The 14777-nt window shown below is 69.0% G+C and carries 20 protein-coding genes; 6 read left to right on the top strand and 14 right to left on the bottom strand.

The window, feature by feature from the left end:
* Positions 1-197 precede the first annotated feature (197 nt).
* Positions 198-866: a FadR/GntR family transcriptional regulator gene (locus ACZ5BU_RS02670; RefSeq protein ID WP_465694976.1), complete on the top strand. Its 669-nt coding sequence runs from the start codon at positions 198-200 to the stop codon at positions 864-866.
* Between the two features lie 6 nt (positions 867-872).
* Here ACZ5BU_RS02670 and ACZ5BU_RS02665 read toward each other — a convergent pair whose 3' ends face one another.
* The 3 genes from ACZ5BU_RS02665 to glpX are packed head-to-tail and all read right to left on the bottom strand — an operon-like array spanning position 873 to position 3327.
* Complete coding sequence (locus ACZ5BU_RS02665) at positions 873-1349, bottom strand: hypothetical protein (RefSeq protein ID WP_465694974.1); 477 nt, start codon at positions 1347-1349, stop codon at positions 873-875.
* 2 nt (positions 1350-1351) lie between these two features.
* Positions 1352-2296: a carbohydrate kinase family protein gene (locus tag ACZ5BU_RS02660; protein ID WP_465694973.1), complete on the bottom strand. Its 945-nt coding sequence runs from the start codon at positions 2294-2296 to the stop codon at positions 1352-1354.
* Positions 2293-3327 (bottom strand): class II fructose-bisphosphatase, encoded by a 1035-nt coding sequence (gene glpX, locus ACZ5BU_RS02655; protein ID WP_465694972.1) that lies wholly within the window; start codon positions 3325-3327, stop codon positions 2293-2295. Before glpX ends, ACZ5BU_RS02660 begins: the two co-directional genes overlap by 4 nt.
* Before the next feature lie 69 nt (positions 3328-3396).
* Here glpX and ACZ5BU_RS02650 point away from each other — a divergent pair, with 69 nt between their 5' ends.
* The gene (locus ACZ5BU_RS02650) at positions 3397-4032 is read left to right on the top strand and encodes a DUF4245 domain-containing protein (RefSeq protein WP_465694970.1); all 636 of its coding nucleotides are present in this window, start codon (positions 3397-3399) and stop codon (positions 4030-4032) included.
* Between the two features lie 120 nt (positions 4033-4152).
* A complete protein-coding gene (locus ACZ5BU_RS02645; RefSeq protein ID WP_465694969.1) occupies positions 4153-4800 on the top strand; it encodes a nucleotidyltransferase family protein in 648 nt (215 codons plus the stop codon).
* Between the two features lie 141 nt (positions 4801-4941).
* Here the strand turns inward: ACZ5BU_RS02645 and ACZ5BU_RS02640 are convergent, their stop codons facing one another.
* Complete coding sequence (locus ACZ5BU_RS02640; protein ID WP_465694968.1) at positions 4942-5262, bottom strand: DMT family transporter; 321 nt, start codon at positions 5260-5262, stop codon at positions 4942-4944.
* The gene (locus tag ACZ5BU_RS02635; RefSeq protein ID WP_465694966.1) at positions 5262-5855 is read right to left on the bottom strand and encodes a flavodoxin family protein; all 594 of its coding nucleotides are present in this window, start codon (positions 5853-5855) and stop codon (positions 5262-5264) included. The genes ACZ5BU_RS02640 and ACZ5BU_RS02635 overlap by 1 nt, the downstream gene beginning before the upstream one ends.
* Before the next feature lie 42 nt (positions 5856-5897).
* Between ACZ5BU_RS02635 and ACZ5BU_RS02630 the strand changes: the two genes are divergently transcribed.
* The gene (locus tag ACZ5BU_RS02630) at positions 5898-6524 is read left to right on the top strand and encodes a TetR/AcrR family transcriptional regulator (RefSeq protein ID WP_465694965.1); all 627 of its coding nucleotides are present in this window, start codon (positions 5898-5900) and stop codon (positions 6522-6524) included.
* An 8-nt stretch (positions 6525-6532) separates the two neighbouring features.
* Here ACZ5BU_RS02630 and ACZ5BU_RS02625 read toward each other — a convergent pair whose 3' ends face one another.
* The 3 genes from ACZ5BU_RS02625 to xseA all read right to left on the bottom strand — a co-directional run bounded on the left by ACZ5BU_RS02625 (position 6533) and on the right by xseA (position 8963).
* Positions 6533-7456: a hypothetical protein gene (locus ACZ5BU_RS02625; RefSeq protein ID WP_465694964.1), complete on the bottom strand. Its 924-nt coding sequence runs from the start codon at positions 7454-7456 to the stop codon at positions 6533-6535.
* Between the two features lie 80 nt (positions 7457-7536).
* Entirely contained in the window at positions 7537-7731 is a 195-nt protein-coding gene (locus ACZ5BU_RS02620; RefSeq protein ID WP_465696699.1) for an exodeoxyribonuclease VII small subunit, read from the bottom strand.
* Between the two features lie 14 nt (positions 7732-7745).
* Entirely contained in the window at positions 7746-8963 is a 1218-nt protein-coding gene (gene xseA / locus ACZ5BU_RS02615; RefSeq protein ID WP_465694963.1) for an exodeoxyribonuclease VII large subunit, read from the bottom strand.
* A 248-nt stretch (positions 8964-9211) separates the two neighbouring features.
* On the opposite strand from xseA, the gene ACZ5BU_RS02610 reads away from it, so the two are divergent.
* Complete coding sequence (locus ACZ5BU_RS02610; RefSeq protein ID WP_465694961.1) at positions 9212-10228, top strand: 4-hydroxy-3-methylbut-2-enyl diphosphate reductase; 1017 nt, start codon at positions 9212-9214, stop codon at positions 10226-10228.
* Here ACZ5BU_RS02610 and ACZ5BU_RS02605 read toward each other — a convergent pair.
* The 3 genes from ACZ5BU_RS02605 to ACZ5BU_RS02595 form a co-directional block, all read right to left on the bottom strand.
* The gene (locus ACZ5BU_RS02605; protein WP_465694960.1) at positions 10221-10862 is read right to left on the bottom strand and encodes a hypothetical protein; all 642 of its coding nucleotides are present in this window, start codon (positions 10860-10862) and stop codon (positions 10221-10223) included. The genes ACZ5BU_RS02610 and ACZ5BU_RS02605 overlap by 8 nt on opposite strands.
* A 3-nt stretch (positions 10863-10865) precedes the next feature.
* Complete coding sequence (locus ACZ5BU_RS02600; protein WP_465694959.1) at positions 10866-11390, bottom strand: SigE family RNA polymerase sigma factor; 525 nt, start codon at positions 11388-11390, stop codon at positions 10866-10868.
* 177 nt (positions 11391-11567) lie between these two features.
* The gene (locus tag ACZ5BU_RS02595; protein ID WP_465696697.1) at positions 11568-11921 is read right to left on the bottom strand and encodes a winged helix-turn-helix transcriptional regulator; all 354 of its coding nucleotides are present in this window, start codon (positions 11919-11921) and stop codon (positions 11568-11570) included.
* 88 nt (positions 11922-12009) lie between these two features.
* Here ACZ5BU_RS02595 and ACZ5BU_RS02590 point away from each other — a divergent pair, with 88 nt between their 5' ends.
* Positions 12010-12624, top strand: a complete 615-nt coding sequence (locus ACZ5BU_RS02590; RefSeq protein WP_465694957.1) for an NAD(P)-dependent oxidoreductase — start codon at positions 12010-12012, stop codon at positions 12622-12624.
* 212 nt (positions 12625-12836) lie between these two features.
* On the opposite strand, the gene ACZ5BU_RS02585 is transcribed toward ACZ5BU_RS02590, so the two are convergent.
* Genes ACZ5BU_RS02585 through ACZ5BU_RS02575 form a run of 3 tightly spaced genes read right to left on the bottom strand, consistent with a single transcriptional unit; the run spans position 12837 to position 14744 of the window.
* Positions 12837-13952 (bottom strand): aromatic ring-hydroxylating oxygenase subunit alpha, encoded by a 1116-nt coding sequence (locus tag ACZ5BU_RS02585; protein ID WP_465694956.1) that lies wholly within the window; start codon positions 13950-13952, stop codon positions 12837-12839.
* 7 nt (positions 13953-13959) lie between these two features.
* Positions 13960-14409 carry an SRPBCC domain-containing protein gene (locus ACZ5BU_RS02580; protein ID WP_465694955.1) on the bottom strand — a complete coding sequence of 150 codons (450 nt, stop codon included), beginning with the start codon at positions 14407-14409 and terminating at the stop codon, positions 13960-13962.
* Entirely contained in the window at positions 14406-14744 is a 339-nt protein-coding gene (locus ACZ5BU_RS02575) for an ArsR/SmtB family transcription factor (protein WP_465694953.1), read from the bottom strand. The genes ACZ5BU_RS02580 and ACZ5BU_RS02575 overlap by 4 nt, the downstream gene beginning before the upstream one ends.
* Positions 14745-14777 lie beyond the last annotated feature (33 nt).

Below are 14777 nucleotides of genomic sequence, written 5' to 3'. Positions count from 1 at the left end.
AGGAGACCCGGGAGCAAACGCATGCCGAGCACCGTACCAACTCCTCAGACAAGCTGACAACTCCACCCTCAGCCTCGCACCGCGCAACTTTGGGAAGCCACCAACCAGAAATCGACCGCGGAAATGGTTGGCAGCTTCTCAAAGTTGGGGTTTTGCGGCGGGAAGGTGGGGGTGGGGGCGCGTTTAGACTGGCGCGCATGATTCGCCGACACCCGCTTGCCGAGCAGGCCGCCGAGGAGCTGCTGCGCCGGATCGGCAGCGGCGAGTTCACGCTCGGCGCCAAGCTCCCGGGGGAGACCACGCTGGCCGCGCAGCTCGGCGTCGGCCGGTCGACGATCCGCGAGGCGGTCCGCGAGCTGGCCGGGCGCCGGGTGCTCGAGAGCCGCCAGGGCGCGGGCGTGTTCGTGATCGCGCTGCAGGCCGCCGAGGACTGGGACAAGGTACTGCGGAAGGCCGACATCACCGACGTACTCGAAGGCCGGCTGGCGATCGAGACCGAAGGCGCCCGGCTGGCCGCGTCCCGTCGTACGCCGGGGGACCTGAAGAACTTCCGCTACACCCTCGCGGACCGCAAGCGCGCCGCGGTCAACGCGCCGGACGACTGGTACATCGAGGCGGACCTCGCCTTCCACCGCGCCGTCGTCACGGCCGCGCACAACGCCGTACTGACCGAGCTCTTCGACACGTTCGTACCGCGGATCCGCCGGGCGATGATCGACATGCTCAAGCTCGACGAGGAGCACCGGCACCGGCACGACCAGGCGGCGCACGAGGCGATCGCCGAGGCCATCCGCGCGAAGGACCCGGAGCTCGCGGCAGCCCGCGCCCGCGAGCACCTCAGCGCGGTACGGAGCTCAATCCGTTAGGGACCATCAGACACCCCCTAGGTGCTGCTGATGTAGCGACCGCAGCCAGGGCGTCAGCGCGTCGAGGTCCTCGACGTTGTCCTGGGAGATCGAGATCGGTCGCGTACGGCGGTCCGCCGGGCGCACCTGTACCGCGCGCGCGAGCGGCAAGCCGACCGGTTCGTCGATGCTGGTGATCCGCGACCACTCCAGGCTGTGACCGCGGCTGATGCCCTCGGCGTTCACCGTCACCACCGGGCGGTTCGTGACCAGCTGCCACGCGGTCAGCCCGGTGCCGTAGACGAACGCCGCGAGTGCGGTCAGCCGCAGTACGCCGAGAGTGCCGGAAACGCCGTCCGCGCGCAGGTGGTCGACGTTCGTCCACAACGACAGCAGCATCAGGAAGCCGAACCCGGCCAGCCGCACCATCAGCCGGCTGCGGCGCGGCGGGAAGTCGACGCTGCCCTTGGACTCCAGTTCGGACGTCCAGGCCTCGACGGACACCGTCACGAACCCCAGGTCGCGACGTGCTCGGCCGCGGTCGGCGGGTCGGCGCCGTGCCGCGTACACGTGATCGCGGCTGCCTTCACCGCGTAGTCCACGACGTCGTGCAGGTCCTGTTCCGTCAGCCCAGCCAGCCGCCGCTCGCCGAGCAGCCCGCGCTTCTCCAGCCCGGCGATCAACGCGGACATGAACGAGTCTCCGGCGCCGACGGTGTCGACGACCTCGATCGCGGGCGCGGTCACGTCGACCTGCGCGTCCCGGCTGACCCCGAGCGCACCCTTGCCGCCGCGGGTGATCACCACGCACTGCGTCCGCTCCGCGGTCAGCAACTCGGCGGCGATGTCCACCGGCTCGATGCCGGGGCGGAGGAACTCGCAGTCCTCGTCGCTCAGCTTCACCAGGTCGCTCGACGCGGCGAGCTTCCGTACGGCGGTCCACGTCGAGACCGGGTCCGGCGTGATGCTCGGGCGGGCGTTCGGGTCCAGCGTCACGGTGACGGGCTGGTCGGCGACCGACTCCAGGAAGGCCCGGATCGCCGCGGCTCCGGGCTCGAGCACGGTCGCGATCGACCCGGTGTGGATCGCCGGGCAACCGCGGGACAGCGACAGCGCCGGCGGTTCCCAGGTGATGTCGAACTGGTACGTCGCGACGCCCTCCGCGTCCAGCGTCGCGGTCGCCGTACTGGTCCGGAAGTTCGGGTCGACCGACCCCGGCGCGAGCTGGACCCCGTTCCCGAACAGGTGCGCGCCGAGCTGGTCGCCGTACGCGTCCGTCCCGAACCTCGTCACCAGCTCGGTCGGTACGCCGAGCCGCGCGAGCCCGACCGCCACGTTCGCGGGCGAGCCGCCCGGAGTCGCCTTGGTCTTCCCGTTGCCGTTCCGCGGCCTGCTCGCCGAACTCACGATGTCCACGAGAGCCTCGCCGATGACGAGAACAGGTGCGCTCATCGGGCGTGCTCGAAGTCGATCGCGGAGTACGCGCGGAGCTTCTCCAGTTGGTGGACGCTCTCGATCGAGCGGATCGTGCCGCTGCGCGAACGCATCACGAGCGAGTGCGTCCGCGCGGTCGAACGGCCGTACCGGACGCCGCGGAGCAGCTCGCCGTCGGTGATGCCGGTGGCGACGAAGAAGCAGTCGTCACCGCTGACCAGGTCGTCGGTGTCGAGCACCCGGTCCAGGTCGTGGCCCGCGTCGAGCGCCTTCTGCCGTTCGGCGTCGTCACGCGGCCAGAGCTTGCCCTGGATCTTTCCGCCCAGGCACTTCATGGCGCAGGCGGCGATGATGCCCTCAGGCGTACCGCCAATGCCGAGCAGCATGTCCAGACCGGTGTCCGGGCGGGCGGCCTCGACCGCGCCGGCCACGTCCCCGTCGGAGATGAACTTGATCCGCGCACCGGTGGCCCGGATGTGCGTGGCCAGCTCGGCGTGCCGCGGCCGGTCGAGCAGGACGACGGTGACGTCGTCGACCGACGAGCCCTTCGCCTTCGCCACCCGCCGGATGTTCTCCGCGACCGGGAGCCGGATGTCGACCACCTCGGCCGCCTCCGGCCCGACGACCAGCTTCTCCATGTAGAAGACCGCGGAGGGGTCGTACATCGAGTTCCGCGGCGAGACCGCCATCACGGCGATCCCGTTCGCCATGCCCTTCGCGACCAGCGTCGTACCGTCCACCGGGTCGACCGCGACGTCGCACTCCGGTCCGAAGCCGGCGCCGACCTGCTCGCCGTTGAACAGCATCGGGGCGTTGTCCTTCTCGCCCTCGCCGATCACGACCACGCCGTTCATACCGACGGTGCCGATCAGCGTACGCATCGCGTTCACCGCCGCGCCGTCGGCGCCGTTCTTGTCGCCGCGGCCGACCCAGCGCCCGGCCGCCATCGCCGCGGCCTCGGTGACCCGCACCAGTTCGAGGGCGAGGTTCCGGTCGGGCGCATGCGCGTCGACCTCGAGGTGGGCCGGTGGCGATGTCGGGTCGGTCATGTCCACGGATCGTAGCCAACGCGTCTGACCGGTGTTCGGGCGGATTGCGCCTCGCGAGACACTGTGGGCATGAGTTCGACAGGTCAGGACGCTTCCGGGGGCGCTGCAGCTGACGAAAAGGCCGAGGCGGCGGCCCGGGAGAAGGCGCAGACCCTCGCGGAGGCGAACGAGTACCGGCAGGCGTACCGGCGGGACAAGGCGAAGTCGCAGACCGTCGGCAACATGGTGGGCGCGCTGGTGATCTGCCTGGCCGTGGTCGCGTTCCTGATCCTCGTCACCTGGCGGCCGAAGCACGAGCAGGTGAACGCCGTCGAGTACACCGCGCAGCTGCAGGACGCCCGCAAGGCCGCGCCGTGGGTCCGTGGCCCGGAGCCGATGCCGACCGGCTGGACCGCGACCAGCGTGGAGTTCCGCGCGCCGCAGCAGGAGCCGATCACCTGGCACCTCGGCATCGTCACGAACGAGAAGAAGTACGTCGGCCTCGAACAGTCGAACGTGACGACTCTGAAATTCCTTGCCGACAAGCTCGGCCGGACGTCCGACGACGGTACGTCAGCGGTCGCGGGCGTGACCTGGCAACGGAAGGTTCTGCTCGACCGAAAAGGCGAGAACGCCTTGGTTCTGGTGGGTTCCGGAGTGACCACGATCGTCACCGGAAACGCCGGCTATCCCTCGCTTGAAGCGTTCGCTTCGGTTCTGCGCTGATTTCCGAAGCCCTTGACACCCGGCCAGAGAACTTGGTCTGATCGAAACTCGGCTTACACGCTCGGGGAAAAGCGAAAGGGCCTCGGATGGTCACGCCGCGGCAGGGGAGTTGACCCGCCGATGTTCATCACCGGGCTTCTCCTGGGTGCCGACAGCTCTCCACATCTGGGTGCGCCGTGGCAGTTGCTGGCCTTTCGCGGCGGCACGTTGTTCGGGGCGGCGCTCGACGGGGCGCGCGACTGTGGGTTCGACCAACTGGTCGTGACGCTGGGCAGTGCGTCGGAGCAGATCCGCGACCGGATCGACCTGGACGGCGTACGGGTGGTCGAGTCGCCGCACGCCGACACCGGCAGCGCGTCGATCGTGCCCGCGCTGGACGCGGTCGACCGGCGCGCCGACGGGATCGTCGTACTGCTCGGTGACCAGCCCGGGATCACGTCGGCCGCCGTCTGGTCGCTGGTCGCCGAGGTCGCCACCCCGATCGGCGTCTGCCGGTACGACGACGGCGAGAGCTACCCGTGCTGGTTCGGCCGGGAGCTGTTCGGCGAACTCCGCGAGTTGCGTACCGACGCCGAGCTGTGGAACCTGATCGACGTGGGCTCCCACCCGGTCACCAGAGTCGATGCCATCGGCAACTTGCCGCCGCGGGCGACCACCTGGTCGGCGTACCACCAGCTACTCTCCGGCAGACCCGTCCTGTCCGACGACCTGCTGCACCCGGTCCGCGCCACGTCGTACGCCCGCCGTCGCCGCCGTACGAACACCTGACCCGGCTCCCCCCTCCCCGGCGCATTTGCTGGGTAAGCCAGCCAGATTGGGGGTTCTTGACCCATTGTCAGGGTGTGGAACCCGGCATTTCGCTGGCTTACCCAGCAAATGCGGGAACGGGGGCGGCGGCGGCAGGGTGCGTCAGTCGGCGCCGGCCAGCCGGAGGCCGACGACGCCGGTGACGATCAGGGCGATACAGGCCAGCCGGGCGGGCGTGACCGGCTCGTGGAACAGGACGATGCCGAGCGTCACCACGCCGACCGAGCCGACGCCGGTCCAGATCGCGTACGCCGTACCGACCGGGAGGCGGTCGAGCGTCTTCGCGAGCAGGGCGACCGAGATCACGCCGAACACCAGCACGCCGAGCGTCGGCCAGAGCCGGCTGAACCCTTCGCTCGGTTTCAGGCTGAGCGCGAACGCGATCTCGAATGCCGCCGCGGCGAGCAGGATGAGCCACGCCATCAGGCCGCCTGTGCTCCTCGCAGGTGCCGGTGCGTCACGGTCGCGACCCGGGCGCCGAGTGCGGCCGCCGTACGAAGATCCGTCGCCGGCGGCGCCTTCTCCGCCGAAAGGTCCGCGTCCGACTGCGCCATCGCGCCCATCCAACTGCCCAGCCGGTTGAGGTCCTCGATGCTCGCGGTGCTGTCCGCCCAGCCGGGGTAGATATCCAGGCCGACCCAGATCATCCCGTGCTGCGCGGCGAACACGGCCAGGTCGACGAGGCTGTTCAGCTTGTCGCCGGACATCGCCTTCGAGTTCGTGAAGCCGGCCGCGATCTTGTCCCGCCAGCCGAGGTCGGCGGCCCAGATCCGGACGCTCTCCTCGGCGAACTTCTTGAACACCCAGCTCGGGCTGCCCATGTAGGTCGGAGCGCCGAAGATGATCGCGTCCGCCGCGGTCAGCCGGGCCCAGACGTCCTCGGTCAGCTCGTCGAGCGGGACCAGGTCGGTCGTGGTGTCCGGAACCGACGCCGCGCCGGCGGCGACGGCCTCGGCCTGTTTCGCCGTGTGCCCGTACCCGGAGTGGTAGGCGATGGCGATCCTGGCGTTGCTCATGTGTGCTTCCTCCTGAGACGTTAGCGGACTACAGTCCGTCTTATGAACGACAGTACCGGACCGCGGTCCGCTTCACAACGGGGTCTCCCGGTCGTGGGTGAACCACGCCCGGAGCGAGCCGATGCCCGGCGCAATCGGCTGCGCGTGCTGGAGGCGGCCGACCGGCTGTTCACCGAGCACGGGGTGAAGAACGTCTCTCTCGACGCGATCGCTGCGGAGGCCGGGGTCGGGAAGGGAACTGTGTTCCGCCGGTTCGGGGATCGCGCGGGGCTCGCTGTCGCGCTGCTCGACGAGCGCGAGCAGGAATTGCAGGCGAAGATCCTCCACGGACCGCCCCCGCTCGGACCGGGCGCGCCACCGGTCGTGCGGGTGCTGGCGTTCCTGGACGCGTATCTCGAACTGCTCGATCGGCATGTGGCGCTGTTCATGGACAGCGAGAACGCGTCGGACGGCGCGCGGTACCGGATCGGCTCGTACCACCTGTGGCACCGGCACCTGTCGCACCTGATCGAGTCCGCCCACGCGGACCTTGACGCGGACTACACCGCGCACGTGTTGCTGGCGCCGCTGGCGGCCGACCTCCACAATGCCCTGCGTACACAGGGATTCGAGCTCGATCGGATGAAGGCCGGCCTCACCGCGGTCGCCAAGAACCTGCTCAGCGCCTGAAGCTGTTGTCAACCTCGATTGCTGAGGATTGCGAGTGCCAGGTCGTGCTGCTCCTGCGACGGCGGGCGCGTCCACGTGCACCCGGCCCGGCCGTCTTCCAGCATGCGGGCCATCACGACGGACAGTACGTCGCGCGGTTCGGCGTACTGCATCTCCGGCCGCGCCTCGTGGTACCGCTTCACGACGCGCTCGAAGCAGAACACCAGCGTGTTGATGTACTTGCTCTTCTCCGCCTCGGCCCGGTCGAAGGCGTTCGCGTAGTCCGGGTTCTCCGGCTTCATCACCTCGCGCAGGACGTCGAAGCGGTTTTTGAGTTCCCGCTGCGGACCGGCGACGGCGTGCGCCTCGTCGTACATCCGGGCGACGTGCGCCGGGTTCTTCGCCAGCACGCCCATCGTCACGAACCCGTTGTCCTCGTCGGCGTACCCGCCGGCGAACTCGTGGTCGACGGACCCCGCGCTGGTGGCGTCCATGATCGCGCTGGTGAACGCGTACTTGTCCAGGCCGTCGATCTGCTCGACGCCCTCGCCCATCCACTCGTCGTCGTTGTAGAGCACGCCCGGGATCTCGCCGTCCGCGGCCTGACTGAGCAGGTGCTGTACTGCGCCGGCCGGGTCCTGGACCGCGCCCGGACCCATCGCGGCGAACTGCTCGGTCAGCCAGAACAGCGAGACCAGCATCATCGGGCGGTACACCCGCAGGATGCCCTGCTCGCGCATCGGGTAGCAGCCGCGGTCGTCGTCGTACGCCTCGAGGCCGGCCATGAACGCCTTCTCCTGCTCCGGCGACAGCGTCAGCTCCCACGCCCACTTCTGCTCGGCGTGGAACTTGTAGAAGTCCGCGCCCTTCAGCGGGTCGCGGAGCTTCAGGAACCAGAAGACGAATCCGCCGAGCCCGAGGACGATGACGCCGAGCACGATGAGCACGATCATGGGGTGTAAATCCTCCACGCGAGTGAACCACTTTCAGGAAAGTGGTTCACCATAGTGAGGGACCAGGTCACCGCACGGGCTCAGTCGGGCTTTTCCTCGTGGGCGGCCTGGGCTTTGGTCAGGCGTTCGCGGGCGCCGTCCAGCCAGCGTTGGCAGGTGGTGGCGAGTTCTTCGCCGCGTTCCCACAGGGCCAGGGACTCTTCGAGGGTCGTGCCGCCTGCTTCCAGCTTGCGGACCACCTCGACCAGCTCCTCGCGAGCCTGCTCGTACGTCATCTCAGGTCGGTCGCTCACGCGTTGTCCTCCTCGGACTTGACTTCGACCGCGAACCGGCCGTCGCTGACCCGCGCCTGCAGCAGGTCTCCCGGCGCCACCTGCGCCATTTCCCGTACGGCGGTCCCGTCCGCCAGCTGGAGCACCGAGTACCCCCGCTCGAGCGTCGCCTTCGGGGACAGCGCCCGTACGCTCGCCAGCCGATGCGCAAGATCGTCGCTCGCCCGGTCGAGCCGATGCGTGAGCGTACGACGGTTCCGCTCGACCAGGCCCGTGATCTCGTCCGACCGCCGCTGCAGATCACTCACCGGCGCCGCCAACGCCGGCCGACTCCGGATCGCAGCCAGTGCGTGCGACTCGCGGTCCAGCCACGACCGGATCGCTCGCAAACCACGCTCACGCAGCAGATGCACCCCGTCGAGCTCTTCCCGTACGTCGGGCACGATCCGCTTCGCCGCATCCGTCGGCGTCGACGCGCGCAGGTCCGCGACCAGGTCGAGCAGAGGCGTGTCCGGCTCGTGCCCGATCGCGCTGACCACCGGCGTACTCGTCTTGGACACCGCCCGGATCAGCCCCTCGTCGGAGAACGGCAGCAGATCCTCCAGCGAACCGCCGCCGCGCGCGATCACGATCACCTCGACCGAGTCGTCCGCGTCCAGCTTCCGCAGCGCGGTCATCACCTCGCCGGCCGCCGACGGCCCCTGGACCGACGCGTACTCGATCCGGAATGCGACCGCGGGCCAGCGGCGCTTCGCGTTCTCCAGCACGTCCCGCTCGGCGGCGGAGTCGCGCCCGCAGATCAGCCCGATCGTGTGCGGCAGGAACGGCAGCTTCTTCTTCCGGTACGGCTCGAAGAGACCTTCGGCGCCGAGTAGTTGCTTCAGCCGCTCGATCCGCGCCAGCAGCTCACCGATCCCGACATGCCGGATCTCGCTGACCGCGAGCGCGAGCGTGCCGCGGCGGGCGAAGAAGTTGGGCTTGGCGTGCACGAGCACGCGGGAGCCGTCGCGTACCTCGACGGTCTCGAACACGCGGCGGTTGCAGGTGAACCGCAGCGAGATGTCCGCGTCGGTGTCGCGGAGCGTGCCGAACACCGTCGTCGTACCGCGCCCGATCGAGACGTCCGTCAGCTGCCCCTCGACCCACACGGCCCCGAGCTGGTTGATCCAGCCCGCGATCCCGTTCGCGATCGTCCGAACGGCCGCAGGCGCTTCCGGCGACGTCTCCAAAGCCACGCCCAGACCCTACGACCCCCCACCGACAATTAGCTAACGTTGCGTGATGCCCCCACTCCTGCTGCTGGACCGGCGGCGGGGAAAATCCTTTGCGGACAAGGGTTTTCCCGGGCATTCTTGAGGCCGGAAACACCTCCCGACGGGGGAGCCGTCCGGACAGGGCGGACGGCTCCTCGACGTTCGTTCGTGGTGACGCTGCTCACTACGCCTGAGGTGGGCGTGTCGATCGCGGCCCGTACCATGGGGGCGTGACTTCCCAGCCTGATGACGCCCGTACGACGAAGCGCGTGCTGCTCGCGGCGCCCCGTGGGTACTGCGCGGGTGTGGACCGGGCCGTGGTCGCGGTGGAGAAGGCCCTCGATCTGTACGGTCCGCCGGTGTACGTGCGCAAGGAGATCGTGCACAACAAGTACGTCGTACAGACCCTGCAGAAGCGCGGCGCGATCTTCGTCGACGAGACCGCCGAGGTGCCGGAGGGGGAGACCGTGATCTTCTCCGCGCACGGTGTCGCCCCGGTCGTGCACCAGGAGGCGGCCGCGCGGCAACTGAAGACGATCGACGCGACCTGCCCGCTGGTCACCAAGGTGCACCACGAGGCGAAACGGTTCGCCGCCACCGACTTCGACATCCTGCTGATCGGCCACGAGGGCCACGAGGAGGTCATCGGCACCTCCGGCGAGGCCCCCGAGCACGTCCACCTCGTCGACGGGCCGGACGACGTACCGAACGTCACCGTCCGCGACCCCGAGAAAGTAGTCTGGCTGTCCCAGACCACGCTGTCCGTCGACGAGACGATGGAGACCGTACGCCGCCTGCGCGAGCGCTTCCCGCACCTGCAGGACCCGCCGAGCGACGACATCTGCTACGCCACCCAGAACCGTCAGGCCGCGGTGAAGAAGCTCGCGCCCGAGACCGACCTGATGCTCGTCGTCGGCTCCCGCAACTCCTCGAACTCGGTCCGCCTGGTCGAGGTCGCCATCGAACACGGCGCCAAGGCCGGTTACCTGGTCGACTTCGCCGACGAGATCGACGAAGCCTGGCTGGAGGGCGTCGACGCGGTAGGTGTCAGCAGCGGCGCCAGCGTCCCCGAGGTCCTCGTCCGCGACGTCCTCCGCTGGCTGGCCGAGCGCGGCTACGCCGACGTCCAGGAAGTAACCACCGCGGAGGAGAGCCTCACCTTCGCCCTCCCCCGCGACCTCCGCACCGACCTGAAGGCCGCCGGCCTCCCCACCACCGGCACCTCCGACCACGCCTGGACTATTTGATCACCAGCTGCGTGGTCGCGGTCGTGGGAAACCAGCCCTTCGTTCCGCAGTACCTGATCGTGTAGGTGAACTTGTAGGTGCCCGGCTTCTTGAACGTGTGCGTCTCCGGGATGACGTACGTCTCGGCGCCGGTCGTCAACTTCTTCGTGGTGCAGTCGATCGAACCGCCGTCGGAGCCGCTCTGGTAGCCGTCTCCGAAGTAGTAGTCCGTGCCGCCGGACAGGTCCACGAAGCCCTGGTTCGCCGGCAGCAGCGTGCCTTCGGGGATTGCCGTCGGGATGAACGCTTTGCCGGCGACCGTGACCGTCATACCGACGGTGCGCCCCCTGATCGACGGTTTCAGTGCGACCTTGATCGGGCCCGGAGGTTTCGGTGCCGCCGTCGGTGGGCCCGTGACGGCCGTTCTCGGGGCGCCTGGGGTGTTGGTGATGGGCGGCGCGCCGCCGATGTTGGTGACGTTGCCTAGGGCAAGGGCTATGGCGACGACGCAGGCTGCGGCGAGCGTCATCGCGCCGACCGTACGGCGGCGGCGTACCTTCCGGACGCGGGCGAAGACAGCTTCGCTCGGTGGTGCGGTCGGCGGCGGTGGGTCCGCGACGAGCTGGGCGAACCGGTCCTTCAGTTCATCGGTCATGGCTCAGGCCTCCTTCTGGGCGGAGACGGCGGCGACCAGGTGGTGTTCGCGGAGTTTGGCGAGGCCGCGGGAGACGTTGCTCTTCACGGTGCCGAGGGAGCAACCCATGATCTGGGCGATCTCGGCTTCGGGCAGGTCCTCGAAGTACCGCAGGACGAGGGTCGCACGCGTACGGCGGGGGAGCGTGGCGAGGGCCCTGAGCAACAGGTCCCGGTCGTCGACCACCCCGTACTCCGACTGTCCCGACGCGTGCTGATGCGGCTCGGGCAGATGCTCGGTCGGCGTCTCGCCCTTCCACTTCCGCCGCCACCACTGGGTGCTGGTGTTCACCATCACCGTCCGGGTGTAGCTCTCCAAGGCGTTCGAGCTGCGCAACGAGTTCCGGTGGAACCACACCTTCGTGAGTGAGGTCTGTACGAGGTCCTCGGCCAGATGCCACTCACCCGTCAGCAAGTACCCGAACCGCTGCAACGCCGTGAACCGCCCGTCCACGAAGTCCGCGAACTCCCGATCCCGTCCTGGATCCATCCCAACCCCCAGCTCGTATCCGACCAGGAGTGTGATGAGCCCAAGCCGCCGAAAGGTTGAGCCGTAACCCGACAGAGCAAAGGTTGTGATGTTCACGCCCTGTGGATAACTCCAGCTGCCCAAGGCCGCCGGCTTGTACGCTTAGGACAAAGGAAGAACGCGCGCCGCCATCCGCGCTCAGCTGACCGCGTCGTAGTGCTGCTGGGACTTGGTGATTGCCGGCATGTGGGACTCTGCCCATTCGGTGAGGACGCTGATGGGGTCGATGAGTGAGGCGCCCATCGGGGTGAGGGTGTAGACGACGCGGGGTGGGATCTCCGGGAAGACCTCGCGGGTGAGCAGGCCGTCGCGTTCCATCCGGCGGAGGGTCTGGGTGAGGACCTTGGGGGCGACCCGGCCGATGCCGTCGCGGAGCTCGGTGAAGCGGAGCGGGCCGGAGCGCAGGCACAGGACGACCAGGACCGTCCACTTGTCGCCGAGCCGGTCCAGGATCAGCCGGGTCGGGCAGTTCGGGTCGAACACGTTTCCCATGGTTACCACGAGGTACTTATAGCACGTTGAAGTAGCCAGTTACCAATGGATACCGTCAAGGTCGAACCTACAGAGAGAAGGAGCAGGGATGAAGATCGCGGTGTTCGGGGCCAGCGGGATGGTCGGCAGCCGGGTGGCGGCCGAGGCGGTGAACCGGGGTCACGAGGTGACCGGGGTGACCCGTTCGGGTGGCGAGCTGCCGGCCGGCGTACGTGCGGTGCAGGGCAGCGCGAACGACGCCGCGACCGCGAAGGAGCTGGCGGCGGACGCGGACGTACTGGTCGCGGCGATCGGCCCGAGCCGGACCGGTGGCGACCACCAGGAGTACCTGGACGCGATCGGCAACCTGATCGCGGCGGTGCGCGGTACGGCGACCCGGCTGTTCGTGGTCGGCGGCGCCGGCAGCTTGGTTGTCAACGGCAACCGTGTGGTGGACGGCCCGGACTTCCCGGCCGAGTACAAGAACGAGTCGCTGACCGTCTCCCAGGCGCTCGAGGACCTCCGCGCCACCGGCGAGGACGTGAACTGGACGATGCTGTCGCCGGCGTTCGTGATCGCCCCTGGCGAGCGCACCGGCACCTTCCGGCTCAGCGGCGACGAGCCGATCGGCGACCACATCTCCGCCGAGGACTACGCGGTCGCCCTCATCGACGAGACCGAGAAGCCGGCCCACAACCGCAACCGCTTCACCCTCGGCTACTGACCCGACGACCATCAGGTTGCTCGGCTTGATGTCGCGGCTGAGCATCCCGGCCCGGCTGAGCTTCCCCCGGTGGGTTTCCGTCCGCAGCCGAGAATGCCTCGCCGAGTCGTGGCGATTGGTTCAGGGCAGGTTCGCCGAGTCGTGAGAATTGGCTCTCGCCGGGCGCCGAATTCCACGAGTCGGCGAAGCCTCGTCGGTGGAGCTGGTGGAGGTCAGGTGCTGAGTGGTTTGCCGAGGTAGCCGCGGGCGAGCATTGTCACCCATTGGTAGACGGCGTCCTCCGCGGGCGCCAGGGGGCCGGGGCGGAAGTGTGGGGACTCGGCGCCGCGTTGTACGGACTCGCACGCCGCCCAGTCCTCGCGGTTCGTGATGTCCCAGAACTCCACGGCGTACGACGGATCCGTCACCTCGGGCCGGAAGTACCACGAGCACTCGATCGTGGTCAGCCCCGGAGCGCGCGGCTCGAGGCGATGGGTCATGACGTAGTCGGGGTGCAGCGAGAGCAGCAGGTTCGGGAACAGGCCGAGGTAGTTCACCCGCCGCTGGTCCACACCGTCGAGCAGCACCCCGAAGGACCGGCCGTCGAGCGACATCGTCTCGGCGTCCGGGCGGAGGTCCATCAGTCCGCCGACCCAGGCGCCGGGCAGGCTCCAGTTGTCACCCGACGTCGGCGGCGACACCTTGCACAGCTCGGGATGGATCAGCGGACAGTGGTAGCACTCGTGGTAGTTCTCCACGATCGTCTTCCAGTTCGCCGCGACGTCGTACGTGTGCCGCGCCTTCAGGGCAAGGGTTTCCGGCGCGTACGGCGCGACGAGCTCGGTGATCCCGCCGAGGTGTTCCGCGAACGACGTCGCCGTACCGGTCGCATTCACGAACAGCCACCCGTGCCACACCTCGGCGGGCAGCTCGACCAGCCCGTACGGCGTGGTGTCGAACCCGTCGCCCATCCGCGGCGCGCCCTTCACCGACCCGTCGAGCTCGTACGACCACCCGTGGTACGGGCACACGACCGCCCGTCGATCACTGGACTCCTCCCGCTGCAGCAGCTCGTGCCCGCGATGCCTGCACACGTTGGCGAACGCCCGGGGCCGGTCGCCGAACGTCAGCACCGTCGCGATGTCGCCGACGGTCGCCTCGCGGTACGTCGTACCGTCCGACAGCTCGTCGACGCGGCCGAGGCACGTCCACGTGCCGGCGAAGAAGTGCCGGCGTTCCCACATGAGCACGTCAGGATCGACGTACGCCGCTCGCGGGAGCATCACGGATTCGCCGTGCGGCCGGAGCGATGCTTCCAGGGCGCGGGCGTCGACGGGTGGGTTCGCCATCCACCTACTATCGGCTGAATTCGACGTACTTGCCCAGCACGTAGTCCCAGCCCGTGTCGTAGCTGAGCCGCGCCTGGCCGCCGTCGCCGCGGCGCTCCCACCCGGCGTGCACGAGCTTGACCTCGGTGCCGTCACCGGTCGGGGTGAACGTGACGGTCACCTGCCCGGCGCCCGCGGGATCCTGCCCCGGATGCCAGCTGAAGCTCAGCGACGCCGGCGGGTCCCATTCGGACAGCGTTCCCCAGGTGGCGATGGCACCGTCGGCGCCGTACTCGACGATCTGTCCGCCGACCGCGCCCTCCAGCCGCACGCCGCGCGCAGCTGCTTCGCCGACCGAGTGACCGAACAGCGGCCACCACTTCGACGTTTCCGCGGTGAACGCCTCGAACGCGCGGTCGACGCCGACCGGTACCGTCACCGTCTTCACCAGCGGTGAAAGGTCTTGTTCCGCAGTCATTTCCGTTCCTCCTCGGTCCGTCGAACGTGGTCCGCGTACGCCTGCAGCGTGTCGCCCCAGAAGTGGTCGAGCCAGTTGCGCAGCTGGTCGAGCCCGGCCTGGTGGACGCGGTAGATGTTCCGCGTCCCGCGCGATTCGTGCTGCACGAGCCCGACCGCGCCGAGCACCTTCAGGTGCTGGGAGATCGCGGGCCGGCTGACGGGCACGCGCTCGGCCAGCACGCCGACCGAGCACGGCCCGCCGGTACGCAGCGTCTCGAGGATCGCCCGCCGGGTCGGGTCCCCCAGTGCGTCCAGCACCGGCCCGGCCGCCTCGAGCGATCCGTAAGTCTCCACGAACGGTAAGTTGCCACTAACGGATTAAGGAGT

The organism is Kribbella sp. NPDC031520, assembly GCF_055580825.1.
The sequence above is the reverse complement of the archived record's forward strand: the minus strand, read 5'-3'. Positions and strand labels throughout refer to the sequence as shown.